This window comes from Frigoribacterium sp. CFBP 8751 (genome assembly GCF_014841545.1).
Taxonomy (GTDB): domain Bacteria; phylum Actinomycetota; class Actinomycetes; order Actinomycetales; family Microbacteriaceae; genus Frigoribacterium.
Map to the genome: position 1 here is coordinate 486,442 of NZ_JACYUB010000001.1, position 16,961 is coordinate 503,402.

At 70.3% G+C, this 16,961-nt stretch carries 20 protein-coding genes; 13 read left to right on the top strand and 7 right to left on the bottom strand.

From position 1 onward, the window contains the following. The first annotated feature begins 1 nt into the window (after position 1). Both IFT88_RS02415 and IFT88_RS02420 read left to right on the top strand, forming a co-directional pair. Positions 2 to 178: a hypothetical protein gene (locus IFT88_RS02415; protein ID WP_156155593.1), complete on the top strand. Its 177-nt coding sequence runs from the start codon at positions 2 to 4 to the stop codon at positions 176 to 178. Between the two features lie 313 nt (positions 179 to 491). Beyond that, positions 492 to 1,124: a DUF4352 domain-containing protein gene (locus tag IFT88_RS02420; RefSeq protein ID WP_043596066.1), complete on the top strand. Its 633-nt coding sequence runs from the start codon at positions 492 to 494 to the stop codon at positions 1,122 to 1,124. A 90-nt stretch (positions 1,125 to 1,214) separates the two neighbouring features. Here IFT88_RS02420 and IFT88_RS02425 read toward each other — a convergent pair whose 3' ends face one another. From IFT88_RS02425 to IFT88_RS02455, 7 genes are all read right to left on the bottom strand, one after another. Continuing rightward, positions 1,215 to 1,484: a DUF4190 domain-containing protein gene (locus IFT88_RS02425; RefSeq protein WP_043596065.1), complete on the bottom strand. Its 270-nt coding sequence runs from the start codon at positions 1,482 to 1,484 to the stop codon at positions 1,215 to 1,217. Positions 1,485 to 1,598: 114 nt separating this feature from the next. Beyond that, positions 1,599 to 2,237: a YitT family protein gene (locus IFT88_RS02430; protein ID WP_043596074.1), complete on the bottom strand. Its 639-nt coding sequence runs from the start codon at positions 2,235 to 2,237 to the stop codon at positions 1,599 to 1,601. A 364-nt stretch (positions 2,238 to 2,601) separates the two neighbouring features. Further along, positions 2,602 to 3,192, bottom strand: a complete 591-nt coding sequence (locus IFT88_RS02435) for a hypothetical protein (protein WP_192118710.1) — start codon at positions 3,190 to 3,192, stop codon at positions 2,602 to 2,604. 559 nt (positions 3,193 to 3,751) lie between these two features. Then, entirely contained in the window at positions 3,752 to 4,360 is a 609-nt protein-coding gene (locus tag IFT88_RS02440; protein ID WP_192118712.1) for a hypothetical protein, read from the bottom strand. Next, complete coding sequence (locus IFT88_RS02445) at positions 4,357 to 5,079, bottom strand: hypothetical protein (RefSeq protein ID WP_192118714.1); 723 nt, start codon at positions 5,077 to 5,079, stop codon at positions 4,357 to 4,359. The genes IFT88_RS02440 and IFT88_RS02445 overlap by 4 nt, the downstream gene beginning before the upstream one ends. Beyond that, on the bottom strand, positions 5,076 to 6,329 hold the full coding sequence (locus IFT88_RS02450; protein WP_192118716.1) for a hypothetical protein: 1,254 nt from the start codon (positions 6,327 to 6,329) through the stop codon (positions 5,076 to 5,078). Before IFT88_RS02450 ends, IFT88_RS02445 begins: the two co-directional genes overlap by 4 nt. Continuing rightward, complete coding sequence (locus IFT88_RS02455) at positions 6,326 to 6,613, bottom strand: hypothetical protein (RefSeq protein WP_192118718.1); 288 nt, start codon at positions 6,611 to 6,613, stop codon at positions 6,326 to 6,328. The genes IFT88_RS02450 and IFT88_RS02455 overlap by 4 nt, the downstream gene beginning before the upstream one ends. A 242-nt stretch (positions 6,614 to 6,855) precedes the next feature. Between IFT88_RS02455 and IFT88_RS17560 the strand changes: the two genes are divergently transcribed. From IFT88_RS17560 to IFT88_RS02510, 11 genes are all read left to right on the top strand, one after another. Next, the gene (locus tag IFT88_RS17560; protein ID WP_137847500.1) at positions 6,856 to 7,263 is read left to right on the top strand and encodes a flagellar FlbD family protein; all 408 of its coding nucleotides are present in this window, start codon (positions 6,856 to 6,858) and stop codon (positions 7,261 to 7,263) included. Positions 7,264 to 7,265: 2 nt separating this feature from the next. Then, a complete protein-coding gene (locus IFT88_RS02465) occupies positions 7,266 to 8,111 on the top strand; it encodes a MotA/TolQ/ExbB proton channel family protein (RefSeq protein WP_192118720.1) in 846 nt (281 codons plus the stop codon). Further along, positions 8,108 to 9,142 (top strand): flagellar motor protein MotB, encoded by a 1,035-nt coding sequence (locus IFT88_RS02470; protein ID WP_199858862.1) that lies wholly within the window; start codon positions 8,108 to 8,110, stop codon positions 9,140 to 9,142. Before IFT88_RS02465 ends, IFT88_RS02470 begins: the two co-directional genes overlap by 4 nt. 127 nt (positions 9,143 to 9,269) lie before the next feature. Further along, complete coding sequence (locus IFT88_RS17565; protein ID WP_056228493.1) at positions 9,270 to 10,217, top strand: flagellar motor switch protein FliM; 948 nt, start codon at positions 9,270 to 9,272, stop codon at positions 10,215 to 10,217. Further along, positions 10,214 to 10,939 (top strand): flagellar motor switch protein FliN, encoded by a 726-nt coding sequence (gene fliN / locus IFT88_RS02480; protein WP_043596054.1) that lies wholly within the window; start codon positions 10,214 to 10,216, stop codon positions 10,937 to 10,939. Before IFT88_RS17565 ends, fliN begins: the two co-directional genes overlap by 4 nt. Positions 10,940 to 10,941: 2 nt before the next feature. Beyond that, the gene (locus IFT88_RS02485) at positions 10,942 to 11,538 is read left to right on the top strand and encodes a flagellar biosynthetic protein FliO (protein WP_192118722.1); all 597 of its coding nucleotides are present in this window, start codon (positions 10,942 to 10,944) and stop codon (positions 11,536 to 11,538) included. Beyond that, positions 11,535 to 12,578, top strand: a complete 1,044-nt coding sequence (gene fliP / locus IFT88_RS02490; protein ID WP_342212053.1) for a flagellar type III secretion system pore protein FliP — start codon at positions 11,535 to 11,537, stop codon at positions 12,576 to 12,578. Before IFT88_RS02485 ends, fliP begins: the two co-directional genes overlap by 4 nt. Continuing rightward, positions 12,578 to 12,853 carry a flagellar biosynthesis protein FliQ gene (gene fliQ / locus IFT88_RS02495; protein WP_043596053.1) on the top strand — a complete coding sequence of 92 codons (276 nt, stop codon included), beginning with the start codon at positions 12,578 to 12,580 and terminating at the stop codon, positions 12,851 to 12,853. The genes fliP and fliQ overlap by 1 nt, the downstream gene beginning before the upstream one ends. Before the next feature lie 9 nt (positions 12,854 to 12,862). Next, positions 12,863 to 13,615, top strand: a complete 753-nt coding sequence (locus IFT88_RS02500; protein WP_255349758.1) for a flagellar biosynthetic protein FliR — start codon at positions 12,863 to 12,865, stop codon at positions 13,613 to 13,615. Position 13,616: 1 nt separating this feature from the next. Continuing rightward, the gene (locus IFT88_RS02505) at positions 13,617 to 14,912 is read left to right on the top strand and encodes an EscU/YscU/HrcU family type III secretion system export apparatus switch protein (RefSeq protein WP_192118724.1); all 1,296 of its coding nucleotides are present in this window, start codon (positions 13,617 to 13,619) and stop codon (positions 14,910 to 14,912) included. After that, positions 14,909 to 16,960: a flagellar biosynthesis protein FlhA gene (locus tag IFT88_RS02510; RefSeq protein ID WP_056228499.1), complete on the top strand. Its 2,052-nt coding sequence runs from the start codon at positions 14,909 to 14,911 to the stop codon at positions 16,958 to 16,960. The genes IFT88_RS02505 and IFT88_RS02510 overlap by 4 nt, the downstream gene beginning before the upstream one ends. Position 16,961: the final 1 nt, after the last annotated feature.

A 16,961-nucleotide genomic window follows, 5' to 3' on the forward strand; every position in this document is an offset into this window, starting at 1 on the left:
GGTGCCCGCCCGACCGATGGGCGTCCGGCCGGTGGGCGTCCGACCGTCGGTCGGGCACCTCGCGGTCGTGCCCGTGCGAGCCGTGCGAGCCGCGCGAGCCCGGCGGGCCGGGCGTGACGTGGGCGTCGGCACGGCGAAGGCGGGCGAGTGGATGCGGCGGTGCCTCGGCGACTCGTGAATCGGTGCGGGCCGCGAGCCGCGCGAAGCGCGGTCACCGGCCTGCGGAGCGGTGCCGTGGTCGATCTGCGTGCCCCGGGGTATCCCCGGAGAGGAAGGCACGACGCGTGTGCCGTCCACCTCGCCGAGACACCGTCGCATGCCGACACGCTAACGGCGCCCACCGACGTCCGCGATCCCCCGGAGGGCTGAGGGGCGCACCCGAGCGCTCGTCCCCAGGGGTGGACATCCCTCGCCGGAGACCATCCCGATACTGATATGTTCGCCGGAAGCGCCCCGATCGCCGTTCCTGCCCTCCGATCGAAAGCCGGCCCATGCCACGACCCCTCTCCCCGTCCGTCCGTCACCGAACCGTCTCGGCGGTCGCCCTCGGGGCGTTGTCCCTGTCCTTGCTCGCGGCGTGCGCCCCCGGCGGGGGTTCGCGCGAGAGCGTCGATCCCGCCGTCGGGGCCGCGGTCCGTGAGACCCTCCCGGCGACGCCGACCGAGACGCCGCGGCCCGACCCGCGCGAGTACGCCGTGACTCCGCAGACCATCAGCGACGCGCCCCTCGGTCACACCGTCGAGGTCACCGACGTGGTGCGGAACTTCTCGGTCGAGGGTGGCACCGAACCGGTCCGCGACGGGGCTGAGGTCGTCCTCGTCAAGCTGGCCGTCACGGCCGGCAGCACCTACTACGCGTCGGTCAGCCAGAACGACTTCGGTCTGCTCACGACCTCGGGTGGGGTCGCCACCGACCATTCCAACTACACGTACGAGGACGACATGGCGTCGGCCGGGTACGAGGTGCTGTCGCGGGTCGGCCACGGCGAGAGCGCTGCGGGCTGGATCTCGTTCGAGCTGAAGCACCCGCAGGACGAACTGTTCCTGAAGTACGAGCGTGCCGCGGCGAACGACGGCGCCATCGAGGCGTCGTCGGCCGAGGTGCCGCTCGTCGAGGCCGGCTGAGTCCCGCCCGGACGCCGAGGAGGCGCGGTGCCTGCTCTGCAGACACCGCGCCTCCTGTGCTCCCCGGCTCGTGTGCCGGGGTCGATCGACCTAGTAGGTCTGGACCGATGCCATGCCGGCGCTGAACGCGGCGATGCTGACGATGATGCCCACGACGAGGAAGACGGCGCTGAGGATCACGCCGGCCAGGGCGAGGCCGTGGCCGCGCTCGCCGGTCTTCTTGATCTGCGACAGGGCGATCAGGCTGACGATGAGGCCGGCGAGGCTGAAGACGAAGGCCAGGATGAACCCGACGATCGCGAGGACGTTGTAGCCCGCGGCGGTACCGGCGGACTGGGGCATGGCGGTGTTGTTGGACATGAGTACTCCTAGGTGGTGTGACGTCCGGGGACGTGCAAGACGAGATCGACCGCTTCGAGACGAGAATGCCTCAAACAGACCGGTCGTGCACGGAAGTCTGGCAGAAAGTTGTGATCACGTGTGGCCGACATACCGGCCGGCCTTGTGGTTCATCGCGAGGACGAGGTTCAGCACGACGGCGCCGAGGGCCGAGAGCAGTACGATCCACGGCGAGACGACGGTCAGCGAGGTCAGCACGATGACCACGTCGAAGCCCATCTGGACGTAGCCGGCACGCAGCCCGGCGCGTTCTTGCAGCACCAGGGCGAGGATGTTGATCCCGCCGAGGCTCGCCCCGTGCCGGAAGAGGATCAGCAGGCCGACGCCGACGAGCAGGTTGCCGGCGAGGGTGCCGTAGATCGGGTTGATGCCGTCGATGTCGAACATCAGGGGGTGCAGGTACGAGAAGGCGGACAGCATGACCACGGTCAACACCGTGCGCAGGGTGAACGGCCAGCCCTTCTTCCACACGGCGAGCGCGAAGAACGGCACGTTGACGAGGACGAACAGCACGCCGAAGGTCCAGCCCGTGGCGTAGCTGGTGAGAAGGGCGAGACCGGCGGTGCCACCCGAGACGGCGCCGCTGGTCTTCAGCAGGAACAGCCCGAACGAGGCGAGGAAGACGCCGGTCACGACGCCCATGACGTTCTCGGCGAGGGTGTGTTTGTTCGCGTCGACGGTCTCGATGGAGCCGGTCAGGGCCGGGTCGTCGATGCCGTGCCGGGCCGGTGCGGCGGCATCGGGCGTCGCGGCGTCGGGCAGGCCGGCCGGGGAGGACTCGGGGGCGGGCCCGTCGTCGCTGTCGACGGCGTTCCGCTCGGCGCTCGCGGCGCGGGACGTGCTCGCGGTCGGGGTGGCGGAGGAGGTGCGGGTGACGTCGTCGGCGCGGGCGGCGGGGGTGGTGCCGGGGCGCGACTCGTCGAGGGGTTCGTGGGTCACCGGCACATCCTGCCAGCCCCCTGTTTCGCGCACGTGACGCGCCGCGCGCCTGCCGCTCAGGCTGCTGCACCGTCGAGTGGACGTGGCGCCGCCGCATGCCGCGGTGTCCCGTCCACACGGCGACGTCCTCCCGGAGCGATCAGGCTGCGCCGGCCGTCACCATGGCGATCGGCACGATGACGGCGATCAGGCCGGCGAGCGCCACGAGGGCGCAGAGCACCGGACGTCGGGTCGTCAGTGGGACGACGCCGGGCACGATGGCGGCGGCGTTCTTGCCCGAGAAGACCTGATCGGCGGGCATGATCGTGAGTCGTGCGTGCTGGGCGATCTCGAGCAGTTGTTCTCCGGGCCAGTTGGCCTCGGTGAGGACGAGTCGGCGGCCCTTGCCGTCCCGGACGGCGAGGTAGCCGAGGTTCTGCACGCCGAAGTTGAGCATGCAGAGGATGCCGCGCTGTGAGCCGTCGAACTCGACGGTCGTGGTGCGTCCCCACCAACGCCGGGCCACCGCCGTTTCGGACACGGTGATGCTCGTCGTCCGGAGGTAGACCCACAGGCCGGCCGCCATCACCACCAGCAGGACGATGAAGTACGGAACGACCGATTCTCCGAGCCGGTACCAGCCCATCACGAACGCGAGGGGTATGAGGAAGAGCCGGCCCTTGGCTTTCGCCCAGAAGTGCGACCACGTCGGTCGGTAGGTGACGGCGGACGTGAGGGGACTGCTGGTCATGGTTCTTCTTCCTCTGGGGTGGTGTCTGACGGAGGGTCGTTCGTGAGATGCCACGAAAGACCTTCCGCGAGCTCGTCCATGAAGCGGACGACCTCGGAGAATGGGTGGGGAAAGGGAGCTTCCGCGATCAAGACGACGCGGGTCGACGTGCCCTCCTGCAGCCACGTCCAGGTCACCTGGCCCATGGCGGCGGGGCGCGAGAGCCCCTGAAGCGGCAGAAGGCGGATGGCCTGTATTCGGTGGGCGCTTCCGAGCTGCGTTCCGAGGGTTGCGATGGATGGTGGCGCCAGGCATGTCGAGCTCGCGACGAGGGACTCCCTCAGCAGGCCCTCTCTTATCGGATGGTCGTCTTCGACGACGTAGAGGGCGGCCCAGGCGACCGGGCCCGAGCCCGGACGCCCGGGGGTCACAAATGCGGCTATCGCGCCTTGTTCTTCCAAGGTCGTCCGCAGTCCGGCAAGCGGATGCGAGTCATCGGGAGGCCACTGGCCCGCCACGCCGAAGAGTGGTCGCCAGAGGGACGAGTGATGGATGGTCAATCCCAGGTCTCGGTCGGGTCTCATGCGCTCGCCGCCGCGACGACAGGGGGAGCCCCGAGTGACCAGATGACGATGCCAAGAAGGACCGCGGCGATCATGGTCAGGGAAACGGCGATGACGAGGGTCGCCCAAGGGTGTCGTTGTAGGGGCGACAGCATGCCTGGTGCGAGGGCGTCTGCTTCTGCAGGGCTCAGCAGGCCATTGCCGTTGGAGTACCTGAGCGGAAAGTGGCGCGCGATCCGTTCCAGGTCAGGGGTGGCCCAGTAGGCACCCGTCAGCCGCACGATGGGCTGCTTGCCCCGTCCCAGGATGAGACGAAGAACGGGTCGAGGACCATCTACATTGGCGAAGATTCCGGCCGTCGGACGAGTCCTAGGGACATGTCGAGTCGAGAAGAAGCGCGAGTAGCTCAACCCGTCGTCGTGCAAGACGACGCGGGTGGTCACCATGTAGAGGCAGATGCCGCCGAGAACGAACACCAGGACGCCTGCGGCAAGAGCCCAGCCCGCCGCCGAGTCCCGGACGGTGAACGGGATGAGGCTCGTCGACCCGCCCGAGATGACGGCGTTTCGTGCGTAATGGCGCCATCGTGGCCGTAGGACGAATGGCGTCGACATCGCCCGGCTCACGAGCCGGCCTTACTTTCAGCTGAGGTCGACGAAGGTCGGGTTCTGGCCGACATTGTCCAGCGGAAAGCGCGCACGATGTCATCGGCGTGGGCGAGTTGCGGCGAGAGAAAAACTCCGCCCGTCGCGATGAAGGTCATGAGGAGAACACAGTCGCGCCGCTTGGGAACGTCAACGATGTAATGAACTCGTGCCGTTTCGACGGGCTCCTCGAGCGCTTGGCGTTGCTCGGATGAGAGGTCTGGCGTGCTGGCGATTCCCAGGCGTGCAAGCGCGAGTTCAGCCGTCCTGGCCCACTGCGCGGCGCTTTCCGTCCATCGATCCAGGACTCGTGCGACGTCGCCCTGGCTGGTGCTCAGGGTGCTGACCAGGCTCGTTGGCCCGGCGAGGGAACGTGCGACCTCGACATTCAGCGAGACGCCTGAGCGAGCTTCGTTTGTCACCACGGGCAAGACGGACAAGCACATAGGGCCCATCGATGGCCCGGCGGCCGACGAAAAGACGAAGAGGTCGAGGACGCCGTCCCGCCTTGCCTGCGAACAAATTGCCAGAAGGGTGTTTTTGGCACGCCGGCGGGCCAGAACGGTGTTGCGCGCGTCTCGTTGGCGACTCAGCGATGTCACCCCGTCGAGGAATCGCTCGATCTCGGTGACGAGGTCGATTGCGAGGTTCAGGCGACCCCACCCGTGCGGAAACGTGAAGGCATATCCCGGGGACGTCACAGCGACCCCACATGGATTTTCGTCTTCTCGGTCCAGTAGGTGCCCGCCGCGATGTCGGCTGCGTCTTGCCCGGCCGACACCAGCGACTTGACGTTTTGACCTGCACCCAGCAGACCGTTCGTGAGGGCTGAAACGACGCCGGGAGCAAAGAGTTCGCGTGCCTTCGGCCCACCCGCGGCCAGGCGACGCATCGCGAACATCTCGGCGGCCCCACCCAGGAGAAGATTGTCGAGGCTCGTGACAAGGGGGTTCCTCGCCACCGCGTCGAGTCGCTCTGCAACGGCTTGTCGCTCCACGATCCGGGCCTGTTTTGCGGCCTTGGCGGGAACCCCGGCAAGTGCGCGAGCACTGACCGAGTCGATGATCGATCGTCGCATCCCCGATGTGGCCACCAGCGCGCCCTTGGCGGCCCCCAAGCCGACGATCGAGAGACCGACACCGAGGAGTTCGGCCCCGACGTCCGCGGTGGTTGCATCGCCCGCGCTGGCTTGAGCAAGGGTGATGACGAGGAGGAGCACGGCGGCTGCGATTCCGAGGCCCAGAGCGAAGGGGCCGATTATCGGTACGAAGCTCAGGACGGCCAGCACCGGCCCGAGCGCGTTCAGGACGTCCTTGATCGCCCCCAGCACCCCGCGGGCGTCGTGCACCGCCTGTTTCACCCCGTCCCACCAGGTGTCGCGCAGCTCGTCGTCGCCGGCCAGTCGGATGGCGGCGATCGCCTGGTCGTTGAGGGCGCCGTACTCGCCGTCCGTGTCGCCCCCGGTGCCGACCAGGCGGGTGATGACCGCCTTGGCATCCGCGAGGTCGGTGTCGGCGAGGTCGACTGCCCGCGTCCGGGCGGCCTCCTGCCGGTCGATCTCGAACGGGTCCGTCTCGCCGGGGACGACGAACGTGTCGGCCTTGCGCCGCGCCTCCTTCGCCTCGTCGGCGTCGAGGCGTGCGGCGTCCGCCTGGCGCTGCAGCTCTTCGAGGCCGTCCGCGTAGGTGTCGAGCGCCGTGGCGAGGTCGAGGTAGCGCTGCTTCGCCTTGTCGATCGCGTCGGCGAGCGGTTCGGCCGACGTGGTGAAGGTGCGGCCCGACTCGGAGTCCCATCCCTCGGCCTTCGCCAACCGACGCAGCCGCCTCGACTGGGTCTCGATCGAGGTGCCCGTGGCACGCGCCGAGGTCGCCGATGACCGGATGTCGGCCGGGTCACCGGGCACGGGGTCGGACGCCAGGTCGAGCGGACTCCAGTCCCACGGGCGGCTCACGCCGCACCCGCCGTGTCGGTCGGAGCCAGCGCGGCAGCCAGCTCGTCCTCGGCCTGCGTGAAGGTCTTCGCCGCGCCCTCGGACATGGCGCCGACCGCGGCGATCGATTCGAGCATGCGGCCCCGGGCGATCGCCCAGTCGTCGGCGAACGCCGTGACGGCCTGCTGCAGTCGAGGCGAGCCGATGCCGTCACCCGCGGCGCCGGCGCTGCCCGACGACAGGTCGGTGTGCAGGGTCTGGAGGTCGCGGGCCAACGCGGCCAGCGCCTCCAGATCGATGTTCATGTCCGGCGCCACGGCAGATCCCCCTCGTCGATATGAGCAATGTCACACACCATAGCGACTGTTCGGCCCGCCGTGACCTGCCTGTGGACGACCCCTGTGCCCCCCGGAGACGGGCGGATCGGCCGACGACCCGCACCTAACGCCCCGCCACCCCCGGCCGATAGTCACCCGTAGCCGCTCAGGACGAGCAGCGACACCTGCCCCACGGATGGCGGCAGGAGACACAGACCTAGGACGGGCCGATGATCGTCGTCACGCGACTCAACGACAGCAGATTCGCTGTCAACCCTGACCTCATCGAGCGCATCCACGAGACGCCCGACACGGTCCTGATCATGGTCGACGGCGCCAAGTACGTCGTGACCGAGCCGATGGCCGAGGTCATCGAGATGATCGCCCGCTACCGGGCCCGCATCGTCTCGCTCGCCTACGACGAGCCGTCCGCCACCGCGCCGGCCAGCCAGGCCCTCGGCAACCGCACCTCGACCGGCCCGCAGCTCGGCATCGTCCGTGGCTCGTCGGGGGCAGGAGGCGCGGGTCGCGTCACCGAGTTCCGTCCCGCCGTGCAGGCTCCCGCGGTGCACACCCCGACCGCCCCGACCGTGCCGACCGCGCCCGCCGCATCGGCCGACACCACGCAGGGACGCTGACCGTGGATCCCGCAACGATCATCGGCATCGTCCTCGCGCTGGGCGCCCTCTTCGGCATGATCCAGCTCGAGGGCGTCAGCATCGCCGGGCTGCTGCTGCCGGCCCCGATCATCCTCGTCTTCGGCGCCACGATCGGCGTCGGCATCGCCGGCACGACGATCAAGGACGCGATCCTCAGCTTCAAGAAGATCACCCGCGCCTTCACGGGCAAGGTCGTCCCCCCGCAGTCGGTCATCGACGGTGTCGTGTCGCTCGCCGAGAAGGCGCGCAGCGAGGGCCTGCTCTCGCTCGAGCAGGAGGCCGAGAAGCTCGACGACCCCTTCATGAAGGGTGCGTTGCAGAACATCGCCGACGGCACCGACGGCGAAGAGCTGCGCATCCTGCTCGAGGACGAGATGGAGTCCCGCCTCGCCGCCGACCGCACGGCCAGCAAGTTCTTCATGAGCCTCGGCGGGTACGCCCCGACGGTCGGCATCGTGGGCACGGTCGTCAGCCTCACCCACGTGCTCGAGAACCTCGCCGAGCCCGACGAGCTCGGCCACATGATCGCCGCGGCCTTCGTCGCGACCCTGTGGGGCCTGCTGACCGCCAACTTCCTCTGGCTGCCGCTCGGTGCGCGCCTCAAGAAGCTCGCCGACCTCGACGAGCTGCGCATGACGCTGCTGATGGAGGGGGTGCTGGCGGTCCAGGCGGGAAGCCAGCCGCGCCTCCTCGGCGAACGCCTCAAGGCCATGGTGCCGACGCACGCGCTCGACGGTGGCGACGGCAAGGGCGGCAAGGGTGGCAAGGGCGCCAAGGCCAAGGCCGGCGCGAAGACCGGTGGCGACGACCAGGGGCTGGCCGCATGAGCGGGGCACGTGGTGGACGCAAGAAGAAGGGGCACGCCGAGGACGAGCACCCGGACGAGCGCTGGATGGCCTCGTACATGGACATGATCACGGTGCTGATGTGCATGTTCATCGTGCTGTTCGCCATGTCGAACGTCGACCAGGACAAGTACATCGCCCTGCGCAACTCGCTCGCGACCGGCTTCGGCCAGACCGACGTGGGCAAGGTCGACACGGCCTCGGGCACCGTCGTGAACGCCGCCGACGTGACGAAGGAGGGCAAGGGCTACTCGTCGGGCGACGAGACCGACCTGAGCAAGGCGGCCGCCTCGGGTGAGGCCCAGACCGCCGAGCAGGCCGCCGCCGCCACGGTCGCGGCCCAGGGCGAGCTCGACGACCTCACCGCCATCAAGGCCGCGATCGCGGCGAACCTCGAGGGCTCGGGGCTCAGCGCCGACGTCCAGTTCGCCGTCGACGCCCGGGGCCTCACCGTCCGCCTGATCGGCTCCGAGACCTTCTTCGGCACGAACAGCGCCGACCTCAGCGGCACGGCCGTCAACGTCATGAACGCCATCGGGCCGGTGCTGAAGACCTCGGGTCACGACGTCTCGGTCGAGGGCCACGCCGACCAGCGCAGCTCGACCGCGCCCTTCGCGACCAACTGGGAGCTCTCCTCCGCCCGTGCCACCCAGGTGCTGCGCGACCTGGTCGAACGCGGCGGCGTCGGCGCCGACCACATCCAGTCGGTCGGCTTCGGCTCGTCGCGTCCTCTCAGCACCGGCACGACCGACGCCGACCTCGCGTCGAACCGTCGGGTCGACATCGTCGTCCTGTCGAACCAGTCCGACTCGGTGAGCGCGCTGCTGCCGCAGCTCGAGCAGGCGGCGGCGGCCGCAGGAGGCGCGGTGACCGACGGTCGCAACCCCGCCGTCCAGCAGGCGGCCGACACCTCGACCACGGCCGAGGCGGGTGACACGTCGAAGGCGGGCACCGCGGCCGAGACGAAGACCGAGAAGAAGACGGAGAAGAAGGAGGAGTCGTCGGGCCACTGACCTCCGCCGGGCCCCTCCGGCCCGGCAGCGCGACCACGGCCCCCGGGCTCGACGACGGCAACCCAGTCCGGGGGGTACGACCGATCCTGGGCTAACGCTCAGGTGGGGCGGGCCGATAGCTCCGTCCGTGACACTCCTCGACGCCCCGACGGGCAGCAGCGCGCCGACCGCGACGGTCGGCTCGTCGACGCGCCCGCAGAAGACCGTCGAGGTCTACGACTTCCGCCGTCCGACGACCCTCGCCCGCGAGCACTCGCGCGTCCTCGAACTGGCCTTCGACACCTTCGCCCGGCAGTGGGGCACGCAGCTCACCGCCAAGGTCCGGGTGCTCTCGCAGGTCACCTGCGACCAGGTCCAGATGCTCACCTACGACGAGTACGCCTCGTCGCTGCCGGCGACCACCGCGATGGTGCTCTGCTCCCTCGAGGGCGTCTCGGCGAAGGCCGTCATCCAGTTCCCGTCGTCGGCCGCGCTCACCTGGGTCAGCCACATGCTCGGGGCCGCCAAGCCGGCGAGCTCGCCCGAACGCACCTTCACGCCCATCGAGCAGGCCCTCGTGCGCCGCCTGATGGACGACGCCCTCGACGACCTGCGCTACTCGTTCGGCACCATGCTCGCCGACCCGATCAGCGTCGGCGGGTTCCAGTACAACTCGCAGTTCGCCCAGGCCGCGCAGAAGTCCGACCTCATGATCGTGGCCTCGTTCGAGATCCGCGTCGGCGAGCGCGTCGCGCCCGGCACGGTCGCGATCCCGGCCGACGTCCTGCTGTCGCAGCTCGGCGAGTCCAACCCGACGATCGACGCCGCCGACGCCCGCGACCTGCTCGGCGCCCAGCTGGCCTCGGTCCCGGTGGGCGTCTCGCTGACCTTCGCCCCCGCCGCGGTGCTGCCGAGCGTCGTGCTCGGGCTGGCCGTCGGCGACCTGCTGCCGCTGCCCCACCCGCAGCACCGCCCGCTCGAGATCAGCGTCGACGGCCAGCCCGTCGGCCGCGCCGCCGTCGGGGCCGCCGGCTCCCGTCTGGCCGGCATCGTCGTCTCCACCTCCCTGACCGGCACCGAAGAAGGAACCTCATGACCGGCACGACCATCACCCTGCACACCGCGGCGGTCGAGGCGCTGGTCGCCCAGCTGCCGACGCCCACGCCCCTGCGTGCCGTGGCCGTCGACCCGGCCTCCGCGCACGGCCTCCGCCTCGCGGGCTCGTCCGTCGTGGTCACGTCGTTCGTCGGGTCGGTCTCTGCCGACACCGCGGTCGTGCTGGCCGACATGGACCAGCTCGCCGCCGCCGCGGGCACCGACAACCCGATGGTCTCGGTCTCGGACGTCCTGCGTCCCGCGCTCGAGGCCGCGACGGGCGTGCTCGGCACGGGCGTGCTCGGCGAGAGCCGCCGCGAGTCGGCCGACGCCTTGCTGGCCGATCCCGAGACCGTCGTCTTCGAGCTGACGGCCGCGGGCCAGCCCGCCGGCTGGTTCGCCCTGCGCCTGCGCGAGACCGGCACGATCGGCGGATCGTCGCCGGTGGTGCCGGCCTCGAGCGGGGTGTCGACCGGCAACCTCGGTCGCATCAACAACGTCGAGATGGCGCTGACGGTCGAGATCGGCCGCACCCGCATGTCGGTCCGTGACGTCCTGGGCCTCGAGCCCGGGGCCGTCATCGAGCTCGACCGCTCGGCCGGTGCCCCCGCCGACGTGCTGCTCAACGGCCGCCTGATCGCTCACGGCGAGGTCGTCGTCGTCGACCAGGACTACGCCGTCCGCATCACCAAGATCCTCGACGTCGCCGACGGCATCGCCTGATCGTGGACACCGTCGTCGTCGGCCTGCGGGTCGTCCTCTCGTTGGGCGTCGTCCTCGCCCTGCTCTGGGTGCTGCAGAAGCGCCTGGTGAAGGGCGGTCGCGCGGGCACCCGTGCCACGTCGCAGGTCTCGGTCGTCGCCCGCCAGGGCGTCGGCGCGAAGGCGAGCGTCGTCGTGGTCGACGTCGAGGGCGAGCGCCTCGTGCTCGGCGTGACCGAGTCGTCGGTGACCGTCCTGGCCGCCGCCGACCGCCCGGTCGACGTCGGTGCCCTGACGCTGGTCCCCGAGCCCACGGCTGCCGAGGCCGGGTCGGAGGCGCAGGAGGCGCGGGTCACGTCGATCGCGCCCGTCGCCTTCGCGTCCGTCCTCTCCGCCGAGAACGCCGCGGCCCGCGACGAGCTGCCCGCCCGCCCGGCGGACGCGACGCCCGCCGAGTTGTTGCGCCCCCGCGGTGCCGCCCGTCGTGCCTCCGTCGCGCGTCCTCGAGACCTCGACGCGCGTCGTCGCGGTCGCACCGCCAAGTCGATCGAGGGCTCGATCCTCGCGCCCGACACCTGGCGTCAGGCGGCCGCGGCCCTGCGCAGCGGACGAGCCGGATGACCGGCCGCCGGTCGTCCGCGTCCTCGACCCGCCCCTCCTTCGCGTCCGCTCTGCGCCGGCTCGTCCGCCCGACGCTGCGCGACGGCCTGCACGGAGCCCCCCTGGGCCGCTCGGTGGTGGCCGTGCCCGTGCGCTTCGCCGACACGCGGTTCGCCCGTGCGGTCGTCGTCACGCTGCTCGCGCTCGTCGTGGCGTCCGCCCTCGTGATGCTGATCGGTCAGCAGGCCAACGCGGCACCCGTCTCGCCGACGGCCCCCACCGCGCCCACCGCCCCGGCCACGGACGGCACCGGCACCGAGGGCACCACGGGCACGACACCGACCGACTTCACCGACACCGACCAGACGACGTCCGACGGCACCGGCTCGGGCGGCCTGAACATCGACATCAACGGTCCCGACGGGGCACCCAGCCAGGCCGTCGTCACCCTGATCGGCATCACCCTGTTGAGCGTCGCCCCCGCGCTGCTGCTGATGATGACGTCGTTCACGAAGATCTTCGTGGTGCTCGCGATGACGCGCAACGCGCTCGCGCTGCCGTCCATCCCGCCGAACCAGGTGCTCGCGGGGCTGGCCCTGTTCCTGAGCCTGTTCATCATGGCTCCGATCCTGACCCACATCAACACGGACGCCGTGCAGCCCTACCTCGACGGCCGCCTCGACCTGCAGGGCGCGATCGACGCCGGCATCGCGCCGCTGCGCGAGTTCATGCTCGCCCACACCCGCGAAGAGGACCTCGCGCTGATGACCCGCTCGGCGAACCAGCCGAACCCCGACAGCCAGGCCGACGTGCCCATGCTGACGCTCATCCCGTCGTTCATGATCAGCGAGCTGCGCGCCGCGTTCATCATCGGCTTCGTCATCTTCATCCCCTTCCTCGTCATCGACCTCGTCGTCAGCGCCGCGCTGATGTCGATGGGCATGATGATGCTGCCGCCGGTGATGATCTCGCTGCCGTTCAAGATCCTGCTGTTCGTCCTCGTCGACGGCTGGGGTCTCATCATCAAGAGCCTCATCGAGAGTTACCAGGTGGGTGCCTGATGGATTCGAACGCCGTCCTCGACCTCTCGATGCAAGCCCTCATCATCACGGGCAAGCTCGCCGCGCCCGTCCTGATCACCTCGCTCGTCGTCGGTTTCGCGATCTCGCTGCTGCAGTCGATCACCCAGATCCAGGAGGTCACCCTCTCGTTCGTGCCGAAGGCCGTCGCCGTGGGCATCGCGCTCATCGTCACCGGCCACTGGATGATCAGCGAGATGGTGTCGTTCACGACCATGGTGTTCGACCGCATCCCCCAGCTGCTCAGCGGCGGGTAGGGGCACGTCGTGTCGTTCGACCTCAGCTGGCTCGAGGCCACCCTCCTCGCCGCCGTGCGCATGACCGCGTTCCTCGTGATCGCGCCTCCGTTCTCGTACCGCGCGTTCCCGGCACGGGTGAAGGCCATGCTCGGCATCGGGCTGGCGCTCGCCGTCGCGCCGCGCGTCACCCCCGGCTACGTCTCGCTCGAGACCGGCCCGTTCGTCATGGCGCTCGTGCTCGAGCTCGTCGTCGGCGCCGTGCTGGGGTTCCTGGTGTTCGTCGCCTTCGCCGCGGTGCAGGCCGCCGGCAGCCTGATCGACCTCTTCGGCGGTTTCACGCTCGCCCAGGCGTTCGACCCGCAGTCGATGGTCAACGGCGCCCAGTTCACCCGGCTGTTCCAGATGACCGCACTCGCGCTGATGTTCGCGACCGGGGGCTACCAGCTGATCATCGGTGGTCTCACGCGGTCGTTCGACGCCGTCCCACTCGGCCTCGGCATGGACCTCTCCCGTCCGGTCGAGCTGCTGACGACCGGCGTCAGCCAGCTCTTCCTCTCGACCATCCAGATCGCCGGGCCGCTCTGCGTCGTGCTGTTCCTCGCCGACGTCGGCCTCGGACTGCTCTCGCGCGTCGCTCCGGCCCTCAACGCCTACGCGATGGGCTTCCCGCTCAAGATCCTCATGACGGTCATGCTGGCCGGCGGCGTCTTCCTCGCGCTGCCCGGCGTCGTGGCCTCGTTGACCGGCGACGCCGCCGACATGCTGCTGGGGGTGGGCTGACATGGCGGACGACTCCGGCGAGCGCTCCGAGGCCGCGACCGAGAAGCGGATGAAAGAGGTCCACTCGAAGGGCCAGCTGTCCCGCTCGCAGGACCTCAGCGCCTGGGTGGGCGTCGGCGCCGCCGCCGTGATGATCCCCTCGACCATCGAGCGCGCCTCCTCGGCGGGCGTCGACCAGATGTTCTCGATCCGCCAGGCCATCACGCACCCCGACTCGGCGACCGTGGTCACCGAGCTGATGCAGGGCGCGGGCTCGATGGGGGCCACGATCGGACCCATGCTGGCCGTCGTCGGCGTGGCCGTGCTCGCGACCGCGATCGTGCAGGGCGGCGTGCACATCAAGCGCATGACCGGCAACTACGAGCAGTTCAACCTGCTCAACGGCCTGAAGAACACCTTCGGCACGCAGGCGCTGTGGAACGGCGCGAAGGCGCTGATCAAGACGACCGTCGTCGGCCTCGTGCTCTGGTTCGCCATCCAGGGCCTGATGCCCGTGCTCATGAGCGGCGGCGGCCTCAGCGTCTCGGCCGTGCTCGCCGAGGCGAAGGTCGGCACCGGCATCCTGATCAAGGCCGCGATAGCGGCCGGCCTGCTGCTCGCCTTCGCCGACGTCTTCGTCGTCATGCGCCGCAACCGCAAGAAGACGCGCATGACCAAGAAAGAGGTCAAGGACGAGAACAAGTCGAGCGACGGCGACCCCCAGGTCAAGTCGCAGCGGCGTTCCCGTCAGCTCGCGATGAGCCGCAACCGCATGATCGGGGCCATCGCCGACGCCGACGTCGTCATGGTGAACCCGACCGACTACGCCGTGGCGGTCAAGTACGAACCCGGCAAGTCGGCACCGCGCGTCGTCGCGAAGGGCGCTGGCACGGTCGCCGCCCGCATCCGCGAGCAGGCCACCGCCGACGGTGTCCCGCTCGTCGTCGACGTCCCCCTGACCCGAGCCCTCCACGCCGCCTGCGGCCTGGGCGACGAGATCCCCGTCGACCTCTACACGCCGGTCGCCCGCGTGCTCACCTTCGTCATGGCGCTCAAGGCCCGCGGCACGCTGAAGGGCACGCACACGCCGCCCCGCGTCACGACGGCCGACGAGGTGGCCGGCGTCCTGGCTCCCGAGTCGCTCGAGGCCGACGCCGTGCCCCGTCGCCTCCGCATCGCCCGCGAGACCGCGACCGCCGTGGCCGCCGCGACCTCCGCGGCCGGCACCGCGGCCGGCGCGACCTCCGCGCCGTCCCGCACCGCGCCTCCTGCGCTCTCCCGCTCCGTCCGCCCCGCCACCCCTGGAGGCACCCGATGAAGTCCACCCTGCCCAAGCTCGCCGTCCCGGTCGGCATCGTCGGCATCGTGCTGCTGCTCGTCGTGCCGGTGCCCGCGCCGCTGCTCGACGTGCTGATCATCCTCAACATCCTGTTGGCGCTGGTGATCCTGCTGACGACGCTGTTCGTCAAGAAGCCGCTCGACTTCTCGGTCTTCCCGTCACTGCTGCTCGTGGCGACGCTGTTCCGCCTCGGGCTCAACGTGGCCTCGACGCGCCTCGTGCTCGGCGACGGCTTCGCCGGCGACGTCATCGCGGCGTTCGGGCACGTGGCGGTGAGCGGCTCGATCATCATCGGCTCGGTGATCTTCCTGATCCTCGTCGTGATCCAGTTCGTGGTCGTGACCAAGGGTGCCGAGCGCGTCGCCGAGGTGGGCGCGCGCTTCACCCTCGACGCCATGCCCGGCAAGCAGATGGCCATCGACGCCGACCTCAACGCGGGCCTCATCACCGACGAGGTCGCCAAGCAGCGTCGCGCCGACGTCAGCGCCGAGGCCGACTTCTACGGCGCCATGGACGGTGCGTCGAAGTTCGTCAAGGGTGACGCGATCGCCGGCATCATCATCATCATCATCAACCTGGTGGGCGGCATCGCGATCGGCGCGCTGCAGAACGGCATGGCCATCGGCGACGCCCTCTCGCACTACGGCCTGCTGACCATCGGCGACGGCCTGACCACGCAGATCCCCGCCCTGCTGATGGCCGTCTCGACCGGCATGATCGTCACCCGCTCGGGCGCCGACACCGAGATGGGCGCGCAGGCCGCGTCACAGCTCGGGCAGTCGCGCATCGCGCTCGCCGTGGCCGGGACCGCCGCCATCGGCATGGGCTTCATCCCCGGCATGCCGATCGTCGCGTTCCTGCTGATCGGTGGGGCGCTGCTGCTCGTCGCCTACCGGCTCGGCGTGGCCGCCAAGGCCGAGGAGGCGCGCGCGGCCCTCGCGGAGCAGCAGGCGGCGGTCGTCGCCCCCACCGACACGACCGACGACCTGCTCGAGCAGATGCGGGTGCACGCGCTCGAGATCCTGCTCGCGCCCGACCTCGTCGACATGGTCGGGGGAGCGTCGGACGACCTGCTCGGACGGGTCAAGGCCCTGCGTCGCAAGATCGCGGTCGACCTCGGCATCGTCGTGCCACCCGTCCGCACCCGGGACAGCGTCGACCTGCCGCCGGCCACCTACTCGATCCGCATCGCGGGCGTCGAGGCGGGTCGCGGCCAGGCCCCGGCCCGTTCGGTGCTCGCCCTCGGCGACGCGCTCGACGGCCTGCCCGGCACGGCCACGGTCGAGCCGGTCTTCGGCCTCGCCGGCAAGTGGGTGCCCGCCGAGATGCGCCACAGTGCCGAGATGACGGGTGCGACGGTGATCGACCGTGTCTCGGTCCTGGTGACGCACCTGTCGTCGATCATCGCCGACAACGCCGCCCGACTGCTCACCCGCGAGGACGTCCGCGTGCTGACCGAGGGCGTCAAGCAGGTCAACGCCCCGGCCGTCGACGACCTCGTGCCGAACATGCTGTCGCTCGCCGAGCTGCAGCGCGTCCTCCAGGGCCTGCTGTCGGAGCGCATCCCGATCAACGACCTCGCGCGGATCTGCGAGGGCCTGACGCTGCGGGCGAAGGTGTCGACCGACCCGGAGGGACTCGTGGAAGCGGCCCGCGCCTCCTTGGGGCCCGCGCTCACGGCGCAGTACCTCGACGGCCGCGTGCTGCGGGTCATCATGATCGACCCGACCCTCGAGCAGTCGATGCTCGAGGGGCTGCGACCCAGCGACCAGGGCACGCAGATCCTGCTCGACGGGCACCGGGTCGAGCAGGTGCTCGGGTCGCTGCGCGAGGCCGTGCAGTCGGTCGAGGCCCAGGGGCTCAGCGCGGTGCTGGTCTGCGCCCCGGCGTTGCGGCCGGCCATCCACCGGCTCGTGTCGGCGCAGCAGAACGGCCTGCCGGTGCTGTCGTACCAGGAGGCCACCGCCGCCGGGTCGACCATCGAGACCGTCGGCGTCGTCCGCGCGACCGACTCGATCGTGGCCTGAG

Excerpts from the sequence above, each read along its gene's own strand:
- IFT88_RS02420 (WP_043596066.1), top strand. The coding sequence starts at position 492 with ATGCCACGACCCCTCTCCCCGTCCGTCCGTCACCGAACCGTCTCGGCG.
- IFT88_RS02425 (WP_043596065.1), bottom strand. The coding sequence starts at position 1,484 with ATGTCCAACAACACCGCCATGCCCCAGTCCGCCGGTACCGCCGCGGGC.
- IFT88_RS02435 (WP_192118710.1), bottom strand. The coding sequence starts at position 3,192 with ATGACCAGCAGTCCCCTCACGTCCGCCGTCACCTACCGACCGACGTGG.
- IFT88_RS02455 (WP_192118718.1), bottom strand. The coding sequence starts at position 6,613 with ATGAACATCGATCTGGAGGCGCTGGCCGCGTTGGCCCGCGACCTCCAG.
- IFT88_RS17560 (WP_137847500.1), top strand. The coding sequence starts at position 6,856 with ATGATCGTCGTCACGCGACTCAACGACAGCAGATTCGCTGTCAACCCT.
- IFT88_RS02470 (WP_199858862.1), top strand. The coding sequence starts at position 8,108 with ATGAGCGGGGCACGTGGTGGACGCAAGAAGAAGGGGCACGCCGAGGAC.
- fliN (WP_043596054.1), top strand. The coding sequence starts at position 10,214 with ATGACCGGCACGACCATCACCCTGCACACCGCGGCGGTCGAGGCGCTG.
- fliP (WP_342212053.1), top strand. The coding sequence starts at position 11,535 with ATGACCGGCCGCCGGTCGTCCGCGTCCTCGACCCGCCCCTCCTTCGCG.
- fliQ (WP_043596053.1), top strand. The coding sequence starts at position 12,578 with ATGGATTCGAACGCCGTCCTCGACCTCTCGATGCAAGCCCTCATCATC.
- IFT88_RS02505 (WP_192118724.1), top strand. The coding sequence starts at position 13,617 with ATGGCGGACGACTCCGGCGAGCGCTCCGAGGCCGCGACCGAGAAGCGG.
- IFT88_RS02510 (WP_056228499.1), top strand. The coding sequence starts at position 14,909 with ATGAAGTCCACCCTGCCCAAGCTCGCCGTCCCGGTCGGCATCGTCGGC.